Genomic DNA, 18,419 nt, shown 5'->3' with positions numbered 1-18,419 from the left:
ATGATGTAGACTCGCGCGATGGACCTGCGCTTCGCCGCTCTCGAGGAGCTCCGCCCGGGCAGCGCGTGGGCGGACCACTGCGCGCGCGTGGCCCCGGCCTACGAGCGCTGGTACTTCGCCGAGGGCGACGCCGCGCGGCCCAGCTACCTCGCGTGCGGGTCGGCCCTGCGCGCGCACATGCCCGAGCTGTTGCCGGTCTGGAATCAGCTCGTCGAGCTCGCGGGTGGGGGCGATCGCGTGGCGCGAATGCTGAGTCTGTATCGGCCGCCCGCGTTCATGGCCGGCTGCTCACAGCTGCTGTGGAGCCGCGACGAGCCGGCCCTGGTCCGCAACTACGACTACGAGCTCGATCGCTGCGAGGGCCTGCTGCTGCACTCGGCGTGGACCGGCGCGGGCGTGATCGCGTCGATCGACTCGCTGTGGGGCGCGCTCGACGGGATGAACGAGCACGGGGTCGCGGTGAGCCTGGCGTTTGGCGGGCGTCAGGTCGTGGGTGACGGGTTTGGGATCCCGCTGATCCTTCGCTACGTGCTCGAGACCTGCACGCAGACGAGTGAGGCCGTGGCCGTGCTGTCCCGGGTGCCCTGCCATATGTGCTACACGGTCGGCGTCATCGATCGGGCCGGGGCGCTGGCCACGGTGTTCCTCAACCCCGATCGCGACGCCCAGGTCGTCCCCCACGCGGTGGCCACCAACCATCAAGGTGCGGTCGAGTGGCCGGCCCACGCCCAGATCACGGGCACCGTCGAGCGCCACGCCGAGCTCGTGCGCGTGCTCGACGACCCCAGCCAGCGCCTGGACTCGCTGGTCGATCGGTTCTTGGCACCACCGCTCTACTCACGCGACCACGCCCGTCGGTCTGGCACGCTGTACACGGCGGCCTACTACCCGGGCCGCGGCGAGGTCGAGCTGCACTGGCCAACCGTCACCTGGCGCCAGTCCTTTCAGCGCTTCGCGGCCCAGACGATGCAGGTTGATCTATAAATACCCCCAGCCGTACCCGACGCGACCCGTGCTCGCTTCGCTCTCTTTTGCCCCCGGCCGTACCCGACGCGACCTGTGCTCGCTTCGCTCTCTTTTGCCCCCAGCAGGGCGGGGCTTGTTCCTCACCGACTCTGCTCGGCTTCGCCCTCGGGGCTCGTGCTGCTACGCTCCCGGGCGCGGATGAGCGAGGAACCCCAGGGGCCGATCGATCCGGCCCGCTACGCCAAGCTGGCCGAGCGGCACGTCTACGGCGATCCGAAGCGGCGCCCGGGCGGCCGGGCCCCGTGGTTCAAGATGACCTCGTCGGCGTCGATCGGGATCGAGATCGCGGTCGCGGTGGTCGGGTGCACGCTGGTCGCTCGCTGGATCGAGGTGACCTATACCCACTGGGCACCGTGGACCACCCTGATCGGGTTCTCGGTGGGGATCGCCGCGTCGGTCAAGGCGCTGATGCGGACCGCCCGGCAGTATCAGCGCGAGATCGCCGACCGCGAGCGCGAGCAAGCGCTGACACCCGGCGATGACCAGGCAGGCCCCGGGGCCGCTCCGTGAGTGAGCCCGCGAGTGGGGAGCGCGCGCGTGGACCGGTCGACCGTCGCGCGCTCGTGCGCGAGGCCGTACGCAACGCCTGTATCGTGGGCGCGCTGATCTCCGCCAGCGTGGCGCTCGCTGGCGATCGGCTCGGGGGCTCGGGGCTGGCGATCTCGATCGTGCTGGGGACCTTGCTTGGCGCGATCAATTTGGTGTTGTTGGCCCGCGGGGTCGGGGGGGCGATCGATCGGACGGTGGCCGGGGTCGAGCAGAGCGAGCGGACCCGCGATGTGAGTCAGGGCCCGCTCGAACCCGAGGACGTGCCCACGCGGCCCCGGAGCGCGGGCGGACCCGTCCGCCTGGCGCTGGTCTTGGTCCTGGTTGCTGCCCTGCTCTGGTACCCCGCGACCGAGCCACTGGGTCTGGCTATCGGCGTGGTCCTGGTCCTGGCGACCACGAGCGTCGCCGGGTATCGGCACGAACGCGCGCGCTGAGATTTGCAGGCCAGCTCACAAACCCCGAAAACCCGCTCCTGGCCGTTCTGGCCGGTGATTCTCGTGCTTGCAAGGCCCGAAAACCTTTGGTACATGCCGCGCGACGAAGCCAGGCCGTTGGTGGGCTTTCTCCACCCATACCAAACATGGGCGACCACGACACTCTCTACACCGTTCTGATGCCCGAGTTTTGGGCGCGGCTCACCAACACGGCCGAGCAGAGCGTATTCGGAACTCGCCACTGGCAGTGGATGATGTTCGGCGATACGCACTACTCGCTGGTGCACGTCGCCGCCGCGCTGATCACGGTGGTGTTCCTGATCTTCGCTGCGCTCCGCTGGCGGCAGACGCTCTCGGGCAAGACCCAGGGTGTCGTGCCCCCCCGCGAGTGGCGGTTGCCCGCGATGCTCAACGGCTTCGTGAACGCGACCTACAACATGAGCGCCGACGTGATGGGCGAAGAGGACGCCAAGAAGTGGCTGCCCTTCATCGGCACCCTCGCGCTGTTCATCTTCATCAACAACATTCAGGGCCTCGTGCCCGGGTTGTTGCCGGCCACCGACACGCTCAAGACGAACCTGGCGCTCGCCGTCATGGTGTTCGTCATCTACAACGTCGTCGGGGTCTACACCAACGGGTTCCACTACCTCGCGCACTTCCTCGGGCCCAGCTTCGAGTTCCGCCAGGGTGGCATCAAGTTCCCGTGGCTGTTCTTCCTGATGCTCCCGATCGAGATCGTCAGCCACATCGCGCGTCCGGTCTCGCTGTCGCTGCGGCTCATGGGCAACATGCTCGCTGACCACAAGGTCGTCGGCGCGGTGTTGGTGCTCGTGCCGCTGCTGGTCCCGGTCCCCTTCATGCTGTTGGGGGTCATGGTCGCCATCATCCAGACCGTGGTCTTCACCCTGCTGTCCGTCATCTATCTGGCCCTGGCCCTCGAGCATGCCGAAGAGCACTGAGGCCCAAAAAACGACTTCCCAAACTTCGAATCTGAGGAAACACGACATGAGCAAGCGAATCGTTGCCCCCATCGCCGCCCTGGTGACCTTCCTGGTCCCCGCCATCGTCCTCGCTGCACCCGCTGCCGAGGAAGCTGCGAAGCCCGCCGCCAACATGGGCGTCGCCATCGCGATGGCGCTCGCGATCGGCCTCGCCGCGCTCGGCGGTGGTCTCGGTCAGGGTCGCGCCATCGCGGCCGCCCTCGAGGGCATCTGCCGCAACCCCAACTCCAGCTCGGCCGTGTTCACGCCGATGCTGATCGGCCTGGCCTTCATCGAGTCGTTGGTCATCTTCGCGTTCCTCATCTCGTTCCTGCTCAACGGCCGGCTCTAACTCGCCACCCCACGGGTGTCCTCACTCTGCCTCGGGCGGACGCTCTCGCGTCCGCTCGCTGCGCTTTTCGTGGAGCCGCCCAACGCCAAGACCCCGATGTCCGCTCGCGCGGCCTCGGGGTTTTCTTTGCGCGACTGGTATAACGCCGACGTGGACGTCAAGAAGATCTTCGAGAAGATGCCGAGCCGCTACATCAAGGGCTCAGCCGAGAAACCGACGACCTACTACTTCTCGATCGGCGACGAGAAGTTCACCGTCAAGATCGACGCGGAGGCGGCGACCGTCGAGTCGGGCAAGACGGTCGAGAACGCCGACTGCGTGCTCAAGACCACGCCGGATCTGTTCGAGAAGATGGTCCTCAAGGGCAAGGCGCCGGGGCCAATCGATATCGCCAGGGGCAAGATCAAGACTAACGACCCCATGGGCCTGCAGAAGCTGCGGACGATGTTCGACTTCAAGGGCATCTGATCCCAGCGCGAAAATCACCCGCTCGGGGCGCTTGGGTGCATCGCTTGTAGTAGGGTTGCGGCGCCGTCATGCGCACGCTCTGGACTGTGGCTCCCCTCCTGCTGACCTTGCTGCCGGGCTGCGGCCTGATCGATCGGATCCGCGGGGTCGATGACGACGAGGCCGACGAGGCCGAAGAGGCCGGCGAGGCCGAGCCCGAGACCAAGGACGGCGGCGAGTCCGACGAAGCCGTCGCCGACACCACACCGAAGATCGCGCCGATCACCGGGCTCGATCGATTTAAGCACTGGGCGCCGCGGCACGCGTTTCTCGGCGCGCCAACCGTGGTCGCGCAGGTGATCTCCGAGCAGAAGCTGATCGTCGCGACGAGCGACGCCCACGTGGGCGTGAGCGACGATGCAGGCAAGACCTGGCGGTGGACCAAGGCCGGCGACGCCGTGCGCGACGTGGGCGGGTACCCCGACGGTCCGTACCTCGCGCTGCACGAGGGCGCGATCTCCATGTCCGACGACGGGCTGCAGTGGCGCCGCCTCGCCCGATTCTCGTCGGACTCGCTGATCGACATGGTCGCCGCCGACATCGGCATCGTCGCGATCGGCAAGAACGGCGGCTTCATCCACGTCGGCAAGGACGGCACCGGAGGCCGCGGCGGCTGGATGCCCGACAAGTTCAAGCCCAAGGCGCTGCTCGAGCTCAACGGCGCGGTGCTGGCGTGGTCGGGCAAGTCTGGCTACGGCACCACCGACGGGGTCACGTGGACCGAGCTCGAGCAGCTCCCCGCGATGGCGGACGGCCGCGGGTTCCTGACCAGCGCGGGCGCCTGCGCGATCGCCAAGGTCGGCAAGCGTCGCGGCGTCGCGTGCTCGGTCACGGGCAGCGCCCACGGGATCGGCGAGGAGTTCGCGGTCGAGAACAAGGGCGTGGTCTCGCTCACCGACGACGGCGGCGAGACCTGGGTGACCGCGGCGCTGCCCTTCAAGGGCGCCAACTCGATCTTTGGCAAGCCGGGCGGGCCCTACTACGCGGTCGGCAACGGCGGCGCGATCGCGATCTCCAGCGACGGCGGCGAGACCTGGGTCGACCAGAAGTGGGAGGAGACGGCCAACCTCACCGACGGCCTCGTCGACGGCAACAACGTGATCATCGTGGGCGCCAAGGGCACGGTCGTCTACTCGCAAAACGGCGGCGAGAAGTGGGACTACGCCGCGCCCCCCACGACCAAGAACCTGACCTGGGTCGGCAAGTCGGGCAGCGACTTCGTGGCCAGCGACGGGCGGGCGTTCTTCTCGAGCGGCAACGGAGTCGACTGGGTCGAGGCCGAGCCGATCGAGCTCCCGGCCAGCGGCGGCCCCTGCGACGAGGGGCCCGATGACGGCGAGCAGTGTCGCTACGCCGCCGACGTCACCACCCCCGAGAGCATGCCCGAGGTCCGCGGCCTGACCTTCACGGGCGACGTCGGCGTCGCGCTCGGCGACGACGCGCTGGTCGCCGTCACCACCGACGGCGGCGCGACCTGGTCGAGCGCGCACGGGCTCGACCTGGCCCGCTACGGCGCGATCGCGTTCTCGGTCGCGGGCGACAACGTGCTGACCACCGACGGCGTCAAGCTGGTGTCCAGCGCCGACGCGGGCGGCAGCTGGGTCGAGGGCGAGATGGTCCGCACCTACAAGATCAACGACGTCCACGTGATCGCGCAGGGCAAGAACGCGGGCATGTGGCTGGCCGCCGCCAAGGACGAGATCCTCGCCGCCAAGGTCGACCCCAAGCTGTGGCTCCCGGCCGGCGACGATCAGATCAAGGGCGACTGGCGAGCGATCTTCGAGATCGACGGCGTGGTCTACGTCTCGGGCTCGAAGGGTGAGCTGCGCCGCAGCGAGGATCTGAGCAACTGGACCGAGCTGGTGACGGGGATCCCCAGCCCCGTGATCGACATGGCGGGCGAGGGCGACACCGTGTGGGCCGCGACCGCCCCGACTCGCAAGAACAACAACGTGCTGCTGCGCAGCGAGGACGGCGGCAAGCACTTCATCGTCGTGCAAGAGATGCCCGGCGCGACCGAGCAGCCAGATCTGCGGGTCAGCGACGGCGCCGTGCACTGGGGCGACCTGCTCTCGCGGGACCTCGGCAACAGCTGGACCCGCGAGACCGAGCGCTACTTTCCGGGCCTCGTCGACGTCGCGGACGGCTCCGGCATGCAGATCGCCAACCTGATCTACCGCTACGGCGGCGATCGGATGTACGTCGTGACCGGCGAGGGCGAGCGCGACTGGATCCGCATCGACTCGGCCTACACCGAAGGCGGCACGATCCAGTGCGCGCAGACCAGCGGCTGCTGGATGCTGGCCAGCGGCGTCGTCTACCGACCCCTGGGGATGTGAGGGTTGGGTTGGTCGCTGGCTGAGTCAGGAAGGGATGTCGCTCGTCGGTCCAGTGTGCTCAGCGAGGAAACCTGACCCGAAACCGAACGCCGCTCGGCGAGTTGTCCTCGACCACCACGCTGCCGCCTGACTCTCGCGCCGTGGTCGCGACGATGTGAAGTCCCAGGCCGGCACCCTCGCGGGGGTGCTTCGTGGTGAAGAACGGCTGGAAGATCTGCTCGCGCAGCTCGAGTGGAATCCCGGGGCCATTGTCGCTGACGCTCAGCTCGACAGCGCCTTCGAGTGCTCGAGTCTCGACGCGGATCTCGGGCTGGAAGTCGTCGTCGGTGCGAACACGTTCGCGCAAGGCATGCTGCGCATTCTGTAGCAGGTTGATGACGACACTGAGCACGTTGCGTGGATTGAGCGCGACCACACCAATACTGGGGTCTAGCTGCCTATGTATCACGACCGCGGGCGCATGGTCGGCATGAACAGCACGAACGCTAGATTCGAACAGGTCGACGTGGCGCTCGATGGATTCGCTAAAGTTGAGCGGTCCACTGCCACCACCGCCGCTGGCGACCAGCGAGCCGACCAGATCGAGCGCCCACTCGCCGTGGGCCGCGACCTTGCCGAGGGTGAGAACGACCGACTCGACCTGGGCGTTCAAGCTCGCCGCTAGTGAGCCTTGACACTGCGCTTCCACCTGTTGACCGAGCTCCTCGAGTAGCTCGCGGGCGAGCGTGGTAAAGTTTGTCATGAGCCCGAGCGGATTCCTGAGATCATGGGCGACTCCAGCGACGAGCAACCCGAGCGCCGCGAGCTCCGGTCGGTTGGTGGCACGTGCGACCAGACCTGCCCGCCGCACGGTCTGGTAGTGACGCAGGGCCTTGGCCAGGGTGAGCTCGAGGTCGTGCAGATCCAGCGGCTCGAGGAGGAAGTCGAACGCGCCGTGGTTCATGGCCTGCCGAACTCGGGGGAGGTCGGCAGGTGCGGCGAGGATGACGATCGGGGTCTCGGGTTGGCGCTCGGCCATCGCGTCGAGCAACCCGAGGTCGCTCATCCCGGACATCGAGATATCGATGACGATCGCATGGTAGGGCTCAGATCGCTCGTTGAGCTGGGTCAGCGCCGCCGCCTCGCTGTGTGCGAATTCGCCAGCTAACTCGCCCGCGTTCTGCTTGTGAAACGTTGAACGGATGAGTCGTTCCAACTCGGAGTCGTCATCGACGTATAGGATGGTGGCTGGCATGGGTGGCGCTCAGCAGGGGTCCGTGAACACTTGGCTTGTCTTGACCACGTTGGTGTAGAGTCGCACGATGCGTGGCCGAGTCATCGCTGGCAAGTATGAGCTACAGCGGCAGGTTGGCCAAGGGGGCATGGGCATGGTCTGGGAGGCGCAGGACACCACGCTGCGACGCGCCGTCGCCGTCAAGCTCATGAGTCCCGACCAGGTCAGCTCGGCCAGCTTTCGCGCCCGTTTTGAGCGCGAGGCCCAGGCGCTGGCGCGGATACGCAGCGAACACATCGTCCAGGTCCACGACTACGGCGTCGAAGACGGCGCCCCGTACATCGTGATGGAGCTGCTGGCCGGTGAAGATCTCGAGGCTCGCCTGCAGCGTGAGGGCAAGCTGTCAGCTTCACTGGTGGTCCAGCTGCTGCGCCAAGTCGCCAACGGACTGACGGAGGCTTCGCTGCTCGGCATCGTACATCGCGACCTCAAGCCTGCGAATCTGTTCATCGTAGCCGGCGGCGCTCGGGAGCTGGTCAAGCTGCTCGACTTCGGTGTGGCATGGATGCGAACCACGCGCGACGCCCCGAGCCCGACCTCGGGCCGCACGGTAATCGGCACGCCGCACTACATGAGCCCCGAGCAAGTTCGTGGACGCGAGCCATCCCTGCTAGGCGATCTCTGGTCGCTGGGCGTGGTCGCTTACCAAGCGCTGACCGGACAGCTGCCGTTCCCCGAGGGGCACCTGGGTAGCCTCATCGTCAGTATTTGCATCGACCCGGTCCCGCCACCGAGCGTCGTCAACCCCGAGCTGCCCAAGGCGCTCGACGGCTTCTTCGAGATCGCCCTCGCCAAGCAACCAGACGCGCGGTTTCAGTCTGCGACCAGCTTCATCGAGGCGCTGGCTAGCGCCTGCAAGACCACCACGACAACCACGATCCTGGCCGTCGACGACGAGCCTGACATGGCGCACCTGATCAAGATGCGCTTTCGCAAGCAGATACGCAGCGCGACCTACCGGTTCTTGTTCGCGGAGAACGGACAGGCGGCGCTGGAGATCCTGCGCCAGAACCCGGACGTCGATGTGCTGCTGTCGGACATCAACATGCCGGTAATGGACGGGTTGACCCTGCTCGAGCACACCCCGGAGCTGTCTCCGTTCTTGCGGACGATCATGGTCTCTGCGTACGGCGACATGGGCAACATTCGCCGCGCCATGAACGTCGGCGCCTTCGACTTCGTCGTCAAGCCGATCGACTTCGGCGATCTCGACACCACGATCAAGAAGGCTGCGCGCACGGTGACCGAGCACCGGGCGATGGCCTCGTCCGACGGGGAAAACAAGGTCTTGCGCAAGCTAGCTAGCTCGGTCCTGCTCCGGCGCTTGTCCGCCCTCGAGCTCGACGCGGCGCTGGGGACCGAGCTGATCGAGGCGACCGTCGCGGTGATCGTCATCAGCCGACCACACGACGATCCGACCGAACACCCAGACATCTATGCACGGGCGCTCAACGCCAACTACGAGGTGATTGTGCCCGTGGTCCAGCAGCACAACGGCATGGTCGACACGATCTTCACCGAGGAGATCGTCTGCGCATGGACTGGGAGCGGTCACCTCGAGCGGGCACTGGATGCGTGTGGTGCCGTGTGCAAGGAGGTTGCGAACCTTGCCGAGCTCGCGGGCCAGGACTCTCCCTATTCCCCCGGTCTCTCGATCGGCGTGGCAACAGGTCGACTCCTCAGCACCTGCGTGGGCTCGAGCGTCGGCGGCCGCTTCACATACACGATCGTCGGTCCGCCCCTCGGCGAGGCGTTGAACCTCGCGCGCGTGGCCCAACGCGGCGATATCTACGTCAGCCACATCGCGCGCCGCCAGGCCGGCAACCGCTACCCCTTCGACGACGCACAGGTTGGCTCCGGTCCAATGCGGATGTTGTGGGGGCAGGCGGCCGACCGTGTGTTCGAGTCGCCGACCATCGAAGTATCCACGACTTGACTCGAGACACGGGCAGGTCAGCTCCGCTCGATCACCCACCGGGGCAGCGCTGCGATGAAGCGCTTCTCACGGCCGTCGGGCAGCCAGCGGAACACCTGCTCGAATTCATGGGTGGCCGCCCCCGCGAGCGCGTGGGCGAGCGCCCGCGCATGGTCGATGCAGTCGTAGTGGTGCATGCGGGCCCGAACCCAGTCGACCTCGGCGGCGCCGCGGCGCTCCCGGGGCAGCGCCAAGAAGTCGCGCAGGCGCCCGCGCTCGTCTGGCGTGCCGCGCTCCAACAAGCGAATCAACATCAGCGTTCGCTTGCCCTCGTAGATATCGCCGCTGAGCTCCTTGCCGTAGCGTTTCGGGTCGCCCGCGAGGTTGAGTAGATCATCTTGAATCTGAAACGCAGCACCCAGCAAGAACCCAAAGCGGATGAGCCCGTCGACGGGGTAGCGCTCGCCCGCGCCGATCAGCGCGCCTGCGCGCAGCGGGTGGATCGTTGCCAGCCAGCAGGTCTTCTTGAGCACCATCTCGAGGTAGTCGCGCTCGCCCAGATCCACGACGTTGTCGTGGCGCCAGCCGAGCTCCATGGCCTGGCCTTCCGCAGACTCGCGCGACATCCTCGCGGACTCCTCGAGCAGGCGCAGCGAAAGCGTCGGACCGAGCACATGGCGGTTCTCGAACAGCGGCCGCATGCTGAACAGCGCCAGCGCATCACCGGTGTTGATCGCCAACGGGACGCCCTGCTGATGGTGCAGCGACGGCCTCCCGCGACGCTCCTCGCTGCCGTCTTCGATGTCATCGTGGATGAGCATCGCGTTGTGCATCAGCTCGATCGACACCGCGGTCAGCACCGCGTCTTCGATACTTCCGCCGAACAGCCTCGCCGTCGCCAGGCACAGCGTTGGACGCATCCCGCGCCCTCCACGACGCGGGTACTCGGCCATCGGGCCGTAGAGGTAGCGCCGAGGTCGACCCTGCGGGAGATATGACATCATTCGCTCGCGTACGGCTCCGCCGTACTCGTGTAGCAACTGCGCCACGACGTGGCTCGTAGACCGCGAGCTCCGGTGAGTCATGGGTCGTCGGGCCTCCGGCAGTGTGACTTCGATACCATAACTGGGACGGCTATTTCACATGGATTTGTTAGGATGCCGGACCCCATGAGGTCGAGGAGTCCGATTCGCGTAGCGATCATAGGCGGCGGCTGTGCAGCCATGACGACTGCGTTCGAGCTCAGTCGCCCCGAGCACCGCGGTCGCTTCGAGGTCACGGTCTACCAGATGGGCTTTCGGCTCGGGGGCAAGGGTGCCTCGGGTCGCGGCGTGGCCGATCGCATCGAAGAGCACGGTCTGCACCTGTGGATGGGGTTCTACGACAACGCGTTCGCGCTCATGCGCGAGTGCTATGCGGAGCTCGAGCGCGATCCGCAGCGCTGCCCCATCTCGACGTGGCAGCAGGCGTTCGAGCCCGCGCCGGACGTCGCGGTCGTCGACCGAAGTCCACGCGGCGAGTGGGCACCGTGGGTAGCCCACTTTCCCCCCGGTCGCGGCCTGCCAGGTGATCCGCCCACGAGTCGCGCTCCCTTCTCGGTTCGCGGCTATCTCGTCCAGGCCGCTGGGCTCGTGGTCGAGCTGCTGCGCTCGGCCAAGCTGCACCCGCCAGGGGCGGCGGCCCAGCCCCTAGAGCCGCGGCCCCTGCTCGACGCGGCCGGCGTCATCGAGGCCGTAACCAGGCTGCTGCGGCTTGGGGTTCTCGCCGCCCCCACGGGCCTGTTGGAGGGCGTCGAGCTGCTCTCGCGCGCTCTCCAGACCCTCGGCCCCCTGCCGCTGCCCGGCGAGACCGTGCTGTGGCCGCTGCTCGAGCAGATCAGCGCGGCCTCGCGGCGCAACCTGACACGGCTCGTCGATGACCAGCCTGATCTGCAGCGGGTGTGGCAGGTGATCGACCTGGTCTTGACGATCATGCGCGGCATCCTGGCGCACAATCTGGCCGCTGATCCACGGGGCTTCGACGCGATCAACGACTACGACTGGATCGAGTGGTTGCGGAGGCACGGCGCGACCGAGCAGTCGCTGCGATCGGGCTTTGTCCGCGGCATCTATGATCTCGTCTTTGCGTACCAAGACGGCGACACCTCGCGCCCACGCCTGGCCGCTGGCGTGGCGTTGCGCGGATCCCTGCGGATGTTCTTTACCTACCGCGGCGCCCTGTTCTGGCGCATGAACGCGGGCATGGGCGATGTCGTGTTCGCCCCGCTCTACGAGATCTGCAAGCGTCGAGGGGTGCGCTTCGAGTTCTTCCATCGTCTGCGCGAGGTCGAGGTAGTCAAGTCAGCGCGTCGCCAGCTTCCGCATGTCGCGTCCCTGGTTTTCGACATACAGGCCAAGCTCCACGCCCCCGAGTACGAGCCGCTCGTCAACGTTCGCGGCTTGCCTTGCTGGCCGGCCCAGGCCGACTACGACCAGCTCGAAGCGGGGCCGCGCCTGCGCGACGAGGGCTGGCAGTTCGAGTCTGCCCTCGAGTCCCGCGTCGCTGGTCAGCGCACGCTCGACCTCGGGCGCGACTTCGACATGGTCGTGCTCGGCATCGGGGTCGCCGCGATTCCGCACTGCTGCAAGCAGCTGCTCGATCACTCGCCGCGGTGGCGCAGGATGTGCGAGCACGGCGAGACCGCGGCGACCCAGGCGTTTCAGCTGTGGTTGCGCGAGGACATGGCCCAGCTTGGCTGGCCGCACCCGCAGATCAACCTCTCGGGCTTTGTGGAGCCCTTCGACACCTGGGCCGACATGCGTCACTTGATCCCCCGCGAAGGGTGGAAGCGAGAGGTCAGGTCGATCGCCTATTTCGTGAGCGTCCTGCCTGACACGGCGTCCCCGGGCACGGCCTCCGACCAGGTCCGGCGCAACGCGATCGACTTCCTCAACCTCGATATCGGCGCGCTGTGGCCCAACGCCATCGCAGCTCCCGGCCAGTTTCGCTGGGAGGTTCTGGCCTGCGAGGGCCACGATCCCGATCGCGAACCCGAAGGCGAAGCCCGCTTCGACACCCAGTTTTGGTTGGCCAACGTCAACCCCACCGATCGCTATTCGCTCTCGGTTCCGGGCAGCATCCAGCACCGCATCTCACCGCTCGACCTCGACTTCGACAACCTCACCGTCGCTGGTGACTGGACCGCGACCGGGCTCGACTCCGGCTGCGTCGAGTCGGCGGTGATGTCGGGGCTGCTCGCCGCTCACGCGCTGTCCCAGTATCCTCCGCTCGAGACCATCGTCGGCTACGACCACCCGTAGAGCCTCGCCATGAATGACCGTGACCATGACAACGACAACGGCCAACCTCGCCCGACCCGCAGCGTGCCCCCACGCAGCGAACCGAGGCGCCACGTGAGCGGAGCCTTCGCCACCCCCGGCGCTCGCGGAGCCGTCGAGGATCGCGTAGCCGAGGCGTATCGTTTGTGCGACGACTACATGAATCAGGGTCGTGCCCAGGCCCGTCGACAGCACGGATGTGGCGATGGTCATGAACATGGTCATCCTCGCGGCGACCGGGCCCGCGGCTACGACCACGGCGGCCACGACCACGGCAGTAGGTACGACGGTGGCCAGCGCTGGGGGCCGCAAACGGGGGGCCCCTCGTGGACAAGCTGGAACGATCCATACAACATCAACAATGCGATTCGTGCATGGATGTCGATGTTTCAAGGCGGCCTGATGTCCTGCGCCGAGCTCACCCAGTGCGCCTGGGACGCCAATCCCTTCGTCCCGGGCGCGGCCAATCCCTTCATGCATCCTCGCGCGCCCGGGCCGTGGCCTGCGAGCCCAGGCGACAGCGGTTGGATGCCCGCGCCGCCGCCGGACGCCGATGAGTGGGTCTTCACCCCGTCGGGCGCCGAACCGGAACTCGCCGATCACACGCCCGCGTCCGCGCGGACCGAGCTCGACACCGAGGTGGTGGTCGAGTCCTCGCGCATCGAGGGCAGCCTCACGCTGCGCCGCCGCGCCGATCACATGACGCTTCGGATGCTGGGCAGCGACGAGCAGCCGCCCCTCGAACTGAGGTCGGCGATGTTCTCCAAGACCAGCGCGACGACGGTGCTGTTCGTCGATGTCGTCCACGAGCACCGCGAGCCAGGGGTCTATCTGGCGGCCGTCCTCGACAGGCAGAGCGGCGACCATTGTGGAGTGCTCGCGCTCACCCTCGGCCCGATCGAGGCCGCGTGCGTATGAACGCGCGGCCGCTGTATGTCAGTCCGCAGCACTTCGACTCGCTCCCGATCGCGCCGCCCTTCTTCTTCGAGTCGGTCACCACCCGGGTGCTGCCGCTGCGGGCTCGGGTCAGCGCGCTCCAGCACCTGATCGATCGCCACGCCAACTTCGTGCCCCCGCAGGTCGGCCGCTTTCGGGTCGCGCTGCCCTACGTCTATTTGATGGTCCTCGACTACGGCAAGCTCGCCCTCGAGGCCGCCGACATCGGCTGGCTCGCGCAAAAGGAGTTCATGTTCGCGGTGCCGACCAACCACTACACGCTGTGCGGGCGCAAGTGGGTGTTTCAGGGCATCAAGTGGTTTTCGCCCTACATCTTCGTCGACTCTGATATCTCCATGACCCTCGGCCGCCGCGTCTATGGCTGGCCCAAGCTGCGCATCTACGAGAAACGCATGGCGTCATCGTGGATCGGCAGTCCGAGCGCGCCGACGCAGCAGGTCGTGCTGACCACCGATGTGATCGGCGATCTTTACGCTGGCAACAAGCAAGACCGGCGTACGCTGTGCGAGATCGTGCAATTGCAAGATCGCTCGTTCGACTACCCCTTTGATCCCAAGGCTGGGCTGCGACCGTGGACCGTGCTCCGCGACGCGGTCGGTCTTGGTCTGGGGATGGGTCGCGACTATCTGCGCGCGCTCTCGACCATGCGCGGGGCGCCGGCCCGCCCCGACGTGTTCTTCGCCCAAACCATGAACTTTCTGGGCGCGATCACGCCGGGCAACCCGGACGTCGCTTTCGACATCGTCAACCTCAAGCAATTTCGCGACGTCGCGCAGCTCGACAACTACTGCTACCAGGCCCTCACCGCCGCGCCTTTGCGCATCATTGGGCTCAACGGAGCAGGGCCGCTCGGGGATGGCAGCGCGACCAGCATGACCGCCAGTGGTGGTTTTCGTGTGCGGCTGTGGAGCTGGCCGATGCTCCCGATCGTCGACGCGCTCGGACTCGAGGTCGCGAAGAAGTGGGACAACGATGGTGTCGAGATCGCCGAGCTCGAGCCGCAGCTCCCGTTTTGGTACGACGTCAACATGATCTACGAGCGCGGGCGCAACCTGGCAGAGCGCTCCTCGAACCGAGTGTGGCATACGCCCCACGGCAGCTATCATCGGCCCGCGACCCAAGCCCCCGCCCATGCGCGTGAAGACGCGCGCTTCAACACCACGATGGGGTCAGCGAGCCAGGCGCTGACCGGCCCGTTCCACTCCCTGTCGAGGACCATGCGCGTGCTGCCGCTGCTCGCCAGCCGCGACAAGCTCCAGGCCTTCATCGATCAGTTCCTCAATGAACCACTGAACGACTCGGGGGACGAGACGGGGGCACGCTTCGAGCTATGGGAGGACGATGCCGCCGCTGAGGAGCACAGCGCCTACGTCTATCTGATCATCAGTAACGTCGGCGATCTCCACTCCGAGACCGACGACGTCGGCAACTGGGCCGGCGAAGACGCGGCCTTTCATGTGCCTGTGCGCCGATACCAGGACGGAGAACTAGTCGGCGTGGGGCTGGTTCAGGCGGTCACCTATGCCTCGAGTACGGCGCGGTCGATCACCGTGACCGAGATCGCCGGCACGCCGACCCGGCTAGCCAAGTTCGTGTCGCCACCCACCGCCTGGCTGCGCAACCCTGAGGACCAGCATGACCACTCGCTGCTCGAGGTCGTGTCGGAGGTGCTCCCGACCGTGGGTCGGGGCCAGAGGGCGGTCGAGAAGACTGTGCTCGAGATCGGGCAGCGGAGCCTGCGCCTGGTTGAGGGGGATCTGCGCGAGCGTCTGATCTCTAATTGGGCGCCGACGCTGCGTCGCGCGGTGGACCACAAGCTCGCTATGGTCGACCATGCGGCCTCGGAGCTCGAGAGCGCGCGCATGCACGCGCTGGGGGTGCTCACCGGACAGAGGTCCGTCTACATGTATACGCTCAGCCAGATTCGAGACATCGAGGACCCCGCGCGAGCCTGCTACCAAGCGCTGAACTGCATGGCCAAGACCATCAGCCATGTCCATGAAGTTGCGCGACTGCCCAGCAATCTCCAGTTGCGAATTCATGAGCACGAGAGCCAGCCGATCGTCAAGTTACTCGGGCTCGAGGCGACGCTCGCCGTTTCAGCGGCTGGTGGACACCACCACGTGATCATCCCGACCTCACCTTTTTGGGCTCGAATCGCGCTCAGGTCAAGCGTTGGCAAGCACCTGTTCGAGCGTTCGATTGGCACGAACTGGCGCTGGCAGGTGTCAGACACCTCGACAGGAAAATTCGTGTCGCGCGCCGTCGACCCTCGATTGCGCAGCGTCGCCCGGGCGCTCGATCTTGGCGCCCCAATCGCGCCCGGACCGAGTGAGCGCCAATTTGTGCCGAAATGGACGATGGGGATTCCACGAATTGTGCACCTCCCGGAGGATGCAGGTTCTCAATATGCGCTCTCAGGGGAGACGCGTGAGGCGCAACTCGAGCACGTCCTCGCACAGTACAAAAAAGATCTGCTCAAACACGCGGGGCAAGCCATTCGTACCCGGTTGTACCTGTTCGGCGTCCTGCTGGCGGAGACATTATTATCGTCTGGCTCGCTGGAGCATGACATGTTCGACGTGACGGTCTGGAACGAGACTCAGCGACAGTGGGTCTCCGGGCTCAGGAAGGCGCTGCTGCAACAGCCCGAGATGCTCGAGACCCACCCAAATTGGGTGTCCGTCGAGTTCTCTGAAAATGTCTCGAACAACGAGCGGCGGTTTGTCAAGGATGTGCACGCGACGGCTTTCCGCCGCGTCGTTCGGGACATCGTGAAGCGCAGGGAAGACCTCGGGCACATGGTCCAAGATGCGATGTGGTGGGCGTGGGAGCGGGTGTGGCGCAAGCCCCGAGGCGGTGCCGCAAGGGATCAAGCGGCGGGTCCCGACTTCGCAAAGACGGTCGAATCGAGGGCACTCACCATGAGTCAATGGGAGATGCCCGCGACGGACGCGGCCCCCGCGGGGCAGTCGGGTCCGCTCGAGCAACGCTCGGTTCGGATCCGCCTGCGCACCCTCGCATTCCCACCTGACAACATGCTGGACGGGCTCGACAGTCGTAGGAATTGGAGCGTGGCCGGACTAGCCAAGAGGTTCAGTCCGCAGATCGTCATCGAGAGCATCCTCGCCCGGGAGTGGTATGACGACAGTGCGGACGCGCCGCGCAGGTTGAACCTCCAGGTAAAATTGCGAGATCTCGAACTCCGACTCGTGCTGAATTCTGGAACCGCCGAGATGGGCGCCTACGAATTCTACCGGCAAGAGACCGAGCGCGCTTGCGCTCGACGTCAGCAGTTTCATGAAGATGACAATCAGAGCGAGCGCCAGCATATCGAGTTGGTCGTGGCGCTTCGGCGATTCAAGGCTATCTGCGAGGCCAAGCGCTATTTGCACGATGCGAGGTGGGGCGACCCCAAGACGAACAAAGCGTTGCTACTGCAGGGCCTCTGGAGGTCAGACCGAAACCAATTGCCGCGATTGGAATGCCCGCACCGCGACCAGGGCGGTACAGAGTGGACGGCGCCCGGAGAGAGCATTGCCGCGACTCATCTCCAGGACATGTTCGCGCTGGCGAGCCGCGTGATAGTCGAGCAAGTCGAGCAAGTCGAGCGGACCGTCAACGAGGACTGGGCAGACCAGATCGTGCTAAAACTGTACGAGGCGTACGTCGCCCAGTCCAAGGTCCTGCTCCACCTGCTAAACAGCGGTCCGGACTTTTTCGTCGACCTGTCGATCTTCGGCTGCGATGTCCCGGAGCACTTTCCCCGCGAGATGTGTCAAGACGGCAAGTACGTGGGCAGGAAGGTCGCATCGCGTGCGGAGATCGGGCAAAACCACGTCGGGTAGATCAACCCGCACGCGTACTCCATCCGCAGTGAGAACGACCCGAACGCCGACTCTTCGATGCTCTTGGTCATGCCCGTGGGCGGAAAGGTCCCCGTCGGCAACCCCGTCACGTAGGACTGATAGATCTTCATGGACGCCCGCAGCGGCTGGATCGTCGCGGTCTGCCAGCGCCTGGCGAACTCGGAGGCGACAAACACGGGCCCGAGTCCCCCGGGCAACATTGAGATCAGCGGTTGCTGCAGCAGCGCGTACATGTGGCGGAATTTGGGAAACTCGTCCACAGGCCAGTACGGCCCCGTCGGCTCGTAGATCAACGAGACCATGGGCGCGTGCGACGAAGGATCCCAGACGAAGAAGCGTCCATTGGAGGTGGTGATGTCGCCAAAGTTCTTCTCAAACCCCCAGAACAGCCGGCCGCCGAAGATCGCCAGCCAGCTGTTGAGCCTGAGCGTGGCCATGTAAAAGAACGGCCCCGAGCAGATCGGGTTGATCAGACTGCGCGTGGTGTGGACGTAGGGGATGCCGACGACGTGCTCGTTGTATGACATGCTCGGCAGCGGCGTCGGAATGTTCATGTGCATCTGGAACATGTCATAGAACCACATCGTGATTGGATGGGTTCCCGTGGGTGTGAACTCCTGTGGCCCGAGGACCATGCCGTGGGGCAGCAGGTCCTCGACTACGTGCGTTGGCATGGGCAAGGTCAGCGCGCGCACGGTACAGTGGGCGCGAAGGCGAACATTGTCGTATAGACCGATGGGGCGCATGGGCGACAGACCGTGACGTCGGGCGGTTTGCGGAGCGAGGGGAACTGGCGGCCGGTTGGCTCGCACGAACTGGCGGCGCTCGATGCCTCGCCATCGATGATTGGACTTGCGCGTGCGGGCCCCGGCCAAGACTATCATCGCTGACGCGACCCGGC

General features: G+C 66.1%; 14 protein-coding genes. 11 read left to right on the top strand and 3 right to left on the bottom strand.

Going from position 1 to position 18,419, the window contains the following annotated elements:
• Nucleotides 1-18: 18 nt before the first annotated feature.
• The 7 genes from ENSA7_RS27830 (at nt 19) to ENSA7_RS27800 (ending at nt 6,187) form a co-directional block, all read left to right on the top strand.
• Nucleotides 19-984: a C45 family autoproteolytic acyltransferase/hydrolase gene (locus ENSA7_RS27830; protein WP_106092398.1), complete on the top strand. Its 966-nt coding sequence runs from the start codon at nt 19-21 to the stop codon at nt 982-984.
• A 180-nt stretch (nt 985-1,164) separates the two neighbouring features.
• Nucleotides 1,165-1,536 carry an AtpZ/AtpI family protein gene (locus ENSA7_RS27825; protein ID WP_106092397.1) on the top strand — a complete coding sequence of 124 codons (372 nt, stop codon included), beginning with the start codon at nt 1,165-1,167 and terminating at the stop codon, nt 1,534-1,536.
• On the top strand, nt 1,533-2,009 hold the full coding sequence (locus ENSA7_RS27820; RefSeq protein ID WP_106092396.1) for a hypothetical protein: 477 nt from the start codon (nt 1,533-1,535) through the stop codon (nt 2,007-2,009). The genes ENSA7_RS27825 and ENSA7_RS27820 overlap by 4 nt, the downstream gene beginning before the upstream one ends.
• Nucleotides 2,010-2,188: 179 nt before the next feature.
• Nucleotides 2,189-2,968: a F0F1 ATP synthase subunit A gene (gene atpB / locus ENSA7_RS27815; protein ID WP_181234185.1), complete on the top strand. Its 780-nt coding sequence runs from the start codon at nt 2,189-2,191 to the stop codon at nt 2,966-2,968.
• 46 nt (nt 2,969-3,014) lie between these two features.
• Nucleotides 3,015-3,341, top strand: coding sequence for an ATP synthase F0 subunit C (locus ENSA7_RS27810; RefSeq protein ID WP_106092394.1), 327 nt, complete (start codon nt 3,015-3,017; stop codon nt 3,339-3,341).
• Nucleotides 3,342-3,410: 69 nt separating this feature from the next.
• On the top strand, nt 3,411-3,809 hold the full coding sequence (locus tag ENSA7_RS27805) for a hypothetical protein (RefSeq protein WP_106092393.1): 399 nt from the start codon (nt 3,411-3,413) through the stop codon (nt 3,807-3,809).
• Between the two features lie 86 nt (nt 3,810-3,895).
• Nucleotides 3,896-6,187, top strand: coding sequence for a sialidase family protein (locus ENSA7_RS27800; RefSeq protein ID WP_146158209.1), 2,292 nt, complete (start codon nt 3,896-3,898; stop codon nt 6,185-6,187).
• A 58-nt stretch (nt 6,188-6,245) separates the two neighbouring features.
• On the opposite strand, the gene ENSA7_RS27795 is transcribed toward ENSA7_RS27800, so the two are convergent.
• Complete coding sequence (locus ENSA7_RS27795; protein WP_106092391.1) at nt 6,246-7,421, bottom strand: hybrid sensor histidine kinase/response regulator; 1,176 nt, start codon at nt 7,419-7,421, stop codon at nt 6,246-6,248.
• 67 nt (nt 7,422-7,488) lie between these two features.
• Here ENSA7_RS27795 and ENSA7_RS27790 point away from each other — a divergent pair, with 67 nt between their 5' ends.
• Nucleotides 7,489-9,396 (top strand): protein kinase domain-containing protein, encoded by a 1,908-nt coding sequence (locus tag ENSA7_RS27790; protein ID WP_106092390.1) that lies wholly within the window; start codon nt 7,489-7,491, stop codon nt 9,394-9,396.
• Nucleotides 9,397-9,413: 17 nt separating this feature from the next.
• Here ENSA7_RS27790 and ENSA7_RS27785 read toward each other — a convergent pair whose 3' ends face one another.
• A complete protein-coding gene (locus ENSA7_RS27785) occupies nt 9,414-10,424 on the bottom strand; it encodes a polyprenyl synthetase family protein (protein ID WP_219908065.1) in 1,011 nt (336 codons plus the stop codon).
• A gap of 108 nt (nt 10,425-10,532) precedes the next feature.
• Here ENSA7_RS27785 and ENSA7_RS27780 point away from each other — a divergent pair, with 108 nt between their 5' ends.
• The 3 genes from ENSA7_RS27780 (at nt 10,533) to ENSA7_RS27770 (ending at nt 17,497) form a co-directional block, all read left to right on the top strand.
• On the top strand, nt 10,533-12,674 hold the full coding sequence (locus ENSA7_RS27780) for an FAD-dependent oxidoreductase (RefSeq protein WP_342352847.1): 2,142 nt from the start codon (nt 10,533-10,535) through the stop codon (nt 12,672-12,674).
• 396 nt (nt 12,675-13,070) lie between these two features.
• On the top strand, nt 13,071-13,610 hold the full coding sequence (locus ENSA7_RS27775) for a hypothetical protein (RefSeq protein ID WP_106092387.1): 540 nt from the start codon (nt 13,071-13,073) through the stop codon (nt 13,608-13,610).
• 200 nt (nt 13,611-13,810) lie between these two features.
• Entirely contained in the window at nt 13,811-17,497 is a 3,687-nt protein-coding gene (locus ENSA7_RS27770; protein ID WP_146158208.1) for a hypothetical protein, read from the top strand.
• Here ENSA7_RS27770 and ENSA7_RS27765 read toward each other — a convergent pair.
• Nucleotides 17,428-18,192, bottom strand: a complete 765-nt coding sequence (locus tag ENSA7_RS27765; RefSeq protein ID WP_146158207.1) for a hypothetical protein — start codon at nt 18,190-18,192, stop codon at nt 17,428-17,430. The two genes, ENSA7_RS27770 and ENSA7_RS27765, sit on opposite strands and share 70 nt — an antisense overlap.
• Between the last annotated feature and the right edge of the window lie 227 nt (nt 18,193-18,419).

It is taken from the genome of Enhygromyxa salina (assembly GCF_002994635.1).
Lineage (GTDB): Bacteria > Myxococcota_A > Polyangia > Nannocystales > Nannocystaceae > Plesiocystis > Plesiocystis salina_B.
Note: the sequence above shows the minus strand (reverse complement) of the source record. Positions and strands in the feature narration are given on the sequence as shown.

Excerpts from the sequence above, each read along its gene's own strand:
- ENSA7_RS27825 (WP_106092397.1), top strand. The coding sequence starts at position 1,165 with ATGAGCGAGGAACCCCAGGGGCCGATCGATCCGGCCCGCTACGCCAAG.
- ENSA7_RS27830 (WP_106092398.1), top strand. The coding sequence starts at position 19 with ATGGACCTGCGCTTCGCCGCTCTCGAGGAGCTCCGCCCGGGCAGCGCG.
- ENSA7_RS27790 (WP_106092390.1), top strand. The coding sequence starts at position 7,489 with ATGCGTGGCCGAGTCATCGCTGGCAAGTATGAGCTACAGCGGCAGGTT.
- ENSA7_RS27795 (WP_106092391.1), bottom strand. The coding sequence starts at position 7,421 with ATGCCAGCCACCATCCTATACGTCGATGACGACTCCGAGTTGGAACGA.
- ENSA7_RS27780 (WP_342352847.1), top strand. The coding sequence starts at position 10,533 with ATGCCGGACCCCATGAGGTCGAGGAGTCCGATTCGCGTAGCGATCATA.
- ENSA7_RS27810 (WP_106092394.1), top strand. The coding sequence starts at position 3,015 with ATGAGCAAGCGAATCGTTGCCCCCATCGCCGCCCTGGTGACCTTCCTG.
- atpB (WP_181234185.1), top strand. The coding sequence starts at position 2,189 with ATGCCCGAGTTTTGGGCGCGGCTCACCAACACGGCCGAGCAGAGCGTA.
- ENSA7_RS27765 (WP_146158207.1), bottom strand. The coding sequence starts at position 18,192 with ATGCCAACGCACGTAGTCGAGGACCTGCTGCCCCACGGCATGGTCCTC.
- ENSA7_RS27775 (WP_106092387.1), top strand. The coding sequence starts at position 13,071 with ATGTCGATGTTTCAAGGCGGCCTGATGTCCTGCGCCGAGCTCACCCAG.
- ENSA7_RS27770 (WP_146158208.1), top strand. The coding sequence starts at position 13,811 with ATGGTCCTCGACTACGGCAAGCTCGCCCTCGAGGCCGCCGACATCGGC.